Source organism: Mycobacterium sherrisii (genome assembly GCF_002102355.1).
Lineage (GTDB): Bacteria > Actinomycetota > Actinomycetes > Mycobacteriales > Mycobacteriaceae > Mycobacterium > Mycobacterium sherrisii.
This window is the reverse complement of the sequence record NZ_LQPT01000046.1, coordinates 1-3,406: the sequence shown is the minus strand read 5'-3', so window position 1 is coordinate 3,406 and position 3,406 is coordinate 1. Positions and strand designations below refer to the sequence as shown.

The following is a 3,406-nucleotide window of genomic DNA, read 5'->3' as shown; positions in this document are numbered from 1 at the left end:
GGTTATCCGGCTAATCTGGGCGGGTTTTGGTGTTTGAAGTGTTCCCGCGGCTCAGCGTTGTGGCTTGTGGAGGCGGCGTAGTTCCTCTTCGTGGCGGCGGACGGTGGCAGCGACGGCCTCCAGTGCAGTACGGAGGTGGGCGATTTCGTTGGTGAGGCCGGTCAGGGTATGTGCTTCCCTGCCGCGGGTGCGGTGTTCCTCGATGATTGTGCGCAAGTCGGGGTTGCGGTAGAGGGTGGCTCGCCCCAGTCCGGTGCGTTCGGCGACCTCGTCGAAGGTGACGGGTTGCCCGCTGAGAATGATTGCGGCGCAGGCATCCTCGACGTGCTGGCGGCGCTCTTCGCCGGTCATCCGGTCTGCGCCTGACTGATGTGGGCATTGAGGCGTTCGATGAGTCGGCGGTGGCGTTCGGCTTCCCCTGTCCAGCCGCGGGCTTCAGCGTCGCGGGCCAGTGTTTCGGTGTCGGCGCGCTGGGCCGCCAGGACGGGCAGGTAGCCGGTGTCGGTGCGGAAGTTGGGGCAGTGCTCGCAGATGTTGGCGTAGGCGCAGGGGCCTTGGACCTGGGCGCGGATGCAGAAGCCGCCGACCAGGCGGGCCTTGACCGCGGGCGCCTGTTTCCAGTCGCCGTCGACGATCGGCAGTTGGGTGCGTCCGTGGGGTGGCTCGGCGGGCAGGGGGCCAAGGTGGGCTTTGGCGGCGGCCAGGGCGCGCTCGTATTCGGTGCGCACGGTCGAGTCGAACAGCCGCCCGTAGCGCAGGCTCATCTCGGCCGAGACGTGCCCGAGCAGAGTCATCAGGCTTTGCAAGGAGACGCCGGCGTTGACCAGAGCGGTGGCATAGGTGTGACGCAGCTGATGTGGGGTGGTGTGCGGCAGGCCGGCCTCGCGGGTCACGCGGGTCATGACGTCGCGAAGGTGGTAGACGGTCAGGCGCTGGCCGTGGTGGGTGAACAGGAAATCGGTGGGTCTGCCGGTGCGCGGATGTGGTAGCGGCCGCCCGGCTGAGCGGTGAGCGACGATGCGGTCGATCAACGCAACGGTTTCCTCATCAAGGGGCCACCATGCGTTCGGTGTTCAGCTTGCCCAGCGGCACCTTCAGCCATGCCCCTTGGCCACGGATCTCGTGCAAGCAGTCCAGTTCCAGGTCGACGAGCTCACCGATACGCAAACCGGTGGCGCGTTGCAGCAGCAACGCATCAGCGGGTAGCCGGTCGGGCCAGGCCTGCAGCGCTTGGGTCAGGCGCCGGTCCAGATCCGCAGTGAGATAGCGGGGTAACGCTCGGGGCAGCTTGGGGATGTCGGAGCGAAACACCAAGCGCCGCTTGGGTGCTTCGGGCCAACCCCATTCGGCGATGTCGTTGAGCAGGCAATGCACCGCCAGGACCCGGCCGCGGCGTTGGGAGGCCTGGATCGGTGCGCCGGTGCGGGAGTTAATCGCCGCGGCGGTCGCGGTCAGGTAAGTCTCGATGTGTCGGCGTCGGTCCAACTCGGCCAGGCTCGGCAATGCTGGGTCGATCGCGGCCAGGTGCGCGGCGAAGTGGTTGAGTCGGCTCGCGGTGCCGGTGACTGTGCTGCGGGTATGGGTGGCGGTGAGCCGGTCGAGGTAGGCCACGAACGAGTCCCGCAGCGCCGGGGTGGCATCCCGCATTCGCTGGGCAAAGCTTTGCCGCAGCAGACTGGTCGCGTTCACCGGCTGCTCAGCGAACACGCCGAGATGGAACAGCACCTGCCGGGCAGTGTGCGCGGCGCTGCTGTAATGGCGGCTGGCTTTTCCTCGGCCGTGTCGCGCCGCGCTGGCGGCCAGCAAGTCGCCGAAGTCGTTGTCGGTCAACGCATCCAGCCGTCGGCCGGTCTGGATGAGTAGCCGGCCGATCACCTGCGATGCCGTCGCGCTGCGGGTGCGTTCGGTGAAGCCGAGTTCCTCGGCGGCGGCGAGGAATCTGGCCAGGTCCTCAGCCAAGGGTCCCGGTGGCAGATGACGCCAGAAGGCGGGCAGCTTGCGGCGGACCAGGTAGTCATAGCCGGGCCGCAGATGCCCGGCCAGCATCAAGTACATCACGAACGACCGGGCAGGAGCAGACATCGTCAACCGCGTCTGCAGCGGCTCGCCGGCCCAGTACTGCGGATCGGGCCAGCGCCGCAGGAACGTTCGCGCGGCCGGGCGAAGGTTCACACTAATCAACCCGAGCCGGTCGCAGTGCTCAGCGTAAGCAGCGAGCAGGTCGACCTCAAGGGCGGGCGCGTAGCCGAGCGCGGGCGGCATCGAACTCCTCACGCAAAAACGATGGGGCCAAATGGATATAGGCGGCAGCGGAGTCGACATGGTCGTGACCCATCAACGCCTGAATCACCGACAGGTCGACCCCCGCCTCGGCCAGCGCGGTGCCGAACGAATGCCGCAACGCGTGGGGATGCCCGGCCGCGACACCGGAACGCTCGCGGTGATACCGGAACACGGTACGTAGTCCCGCCGGGGTGAGGGGCTGTCCGCGGTGGGCGCCTTTGGCGACGACGAACAGTGCAACAGCGTCGGTCTCAGGGCGCTCAGCCAGCAGATAGGTTTGGATCGCGCCGGCCACGTCGGTGTCGATCGGCACCGAGCGTTCCTTGCCGCCCTTGCCGAACACCCGCACCCAGCGCCGCGCGATGTCGACATCGTTGACCCGCAGCGAAAGCACCTCCGCTGACCGCAGCCCCGAGAGCAACATCAGCCCGCCGATCGCGCGATCACGTCGGCTACGGAAACTGCCCAGCAGCGCCGCAGACTCCTCCCGTGTCAACCCCCGCGGCAATCGACGTGGCTCGCGGACCCGCAGAGTTGACCGCGACTTCGGCTTGGCCACATGCGCCAGCATCCCGGAACGCTCACCGCGCGAACGCATCCGGGGCGCCCGCCCGACGCGAACAGGATTGGGTGCGCCCGGATCACGCATCTCCCAAAACGCGTACAAGCTCGAGATCACCGCCAACCGCCGATTGATCGTCGCCGGCGCATAGCCCTGGTTGCGGCCATCACGGATCGAGTACACATTGCCGCCCGGCCGACCCGGCAACGTCGCCTCCCGACACGCGGTCAAAAACCGCAGCAGCACATCGACATTCACATCCAGGAGTGCCAAATCCTCCTGTCCGAGCCATCGCGCGAACGCCAGCAGGTCATAGGCGTAGGCCCGGCAAGTCCGCGGCGAGAAGTTCCGGCCAGCCAGATATCCGAGGAACTCGTTGACCAACCCGAACTGTTCCGCAGCGGCGCCGCACAACTGCCAGACACCGTGCTCATCGACACCCACCGACAGCTCCCTCGCCATGAGATGTAGATATCCCATCTCAATCGATTACGGTCAAGAACCGCACGAAAACGGCGTGTCGCAGTTGATCCAATATCACTATTAGCCGGTTAAGAGGGG

4 protein-coding genes are annotated in these 3,406 nt (G+C 66.7%); all 4 read right to left on the bottom strand.

The features are described 5' to 3' along the window. Positions 1-51: 51 nt before the first annotated feature. Genes AWC25_RS08565 through AWC25_RS08555 form a run of 4 tightly spaced genes read right to left on the bottom strand, consistent with a single transcriptional unit; the run spans position 52 to position 3,307 of the window. The gene (locus AWC25_RS08565; RefSeq protein WP_069403046.1) at positions 52-351 is read right to left on the bottom strand and encodes a DUF6262 family protein; all 300 of its coding nucleotides are present in this window, start codon (positions 349-351) and stop codon (positions 52-54) included. Beyond that, positions 348-1,031, bottom strand: a complete 684-nt coding sequence (locus tag AWC25_RS26460) for a tyrosine-type recombinase/integrase (protein WP_142278744.1) — start codon at positions 1,029-1,031, stop codon at positions 348-350. Before AWC25_RS26460 ends, AWC25_RS08565 begins: the two co-directional genes overlap by 4 nt. A 16-nt stretch (positions 1,032-1,047) precedes the next feature. Continuing rightward, complete coding sequence (locus AWC25_RS26455) at positions 1,048-2,262, bottom strand: hypothetical protein (protein ID WP_158089732.1); 1,215 nt, start codon at positions 2,260-2,262, stop codon at positions 1,048-1,050. Beyond that, entirely contained in the window at positions 2,228-3,307 is a 1,080-nt protein-coding gene (locus AWC25_RS08555; protein ID WP_069403045.1) for a tyrosine-type recombinase/integrase, read from the bottom strand. The genes AWC25_RS26455 and AWC25_RS08555 overlap by 35 nt, the downstream gene beginning before the upstream one ends. Positions 3,308-3,406 lie beyond the last annotated feature (99 nt).

What these genes read in the sequence shown, in the direction of transcription:
- AWC25_RS08555 (WP_069403045.1), bottom strand. Translation starts at nt 3,307, where the DNA reads ATGGCGAGGGAGCTGTCGGTGGGTGTCGATGAGCACGGTGTCTGGCAG.
- AWC25_RS26455 (WP_158089732.1), bottom strand. Translation starts at nt 2,262, where the DNA reads ATGCCGCCCGCGCTCGGCTACGCGCCCGCCCTTGAGGTCGACCTGCTC.
- AWC25_RS08565 (WP_069403046.1), bottom strand. Translation starts at nt 351, where the DNA reads ATGACCGGCGAAGAGCGCCGCCAGCACGTCGAGGATGCCTGCGCCGCA.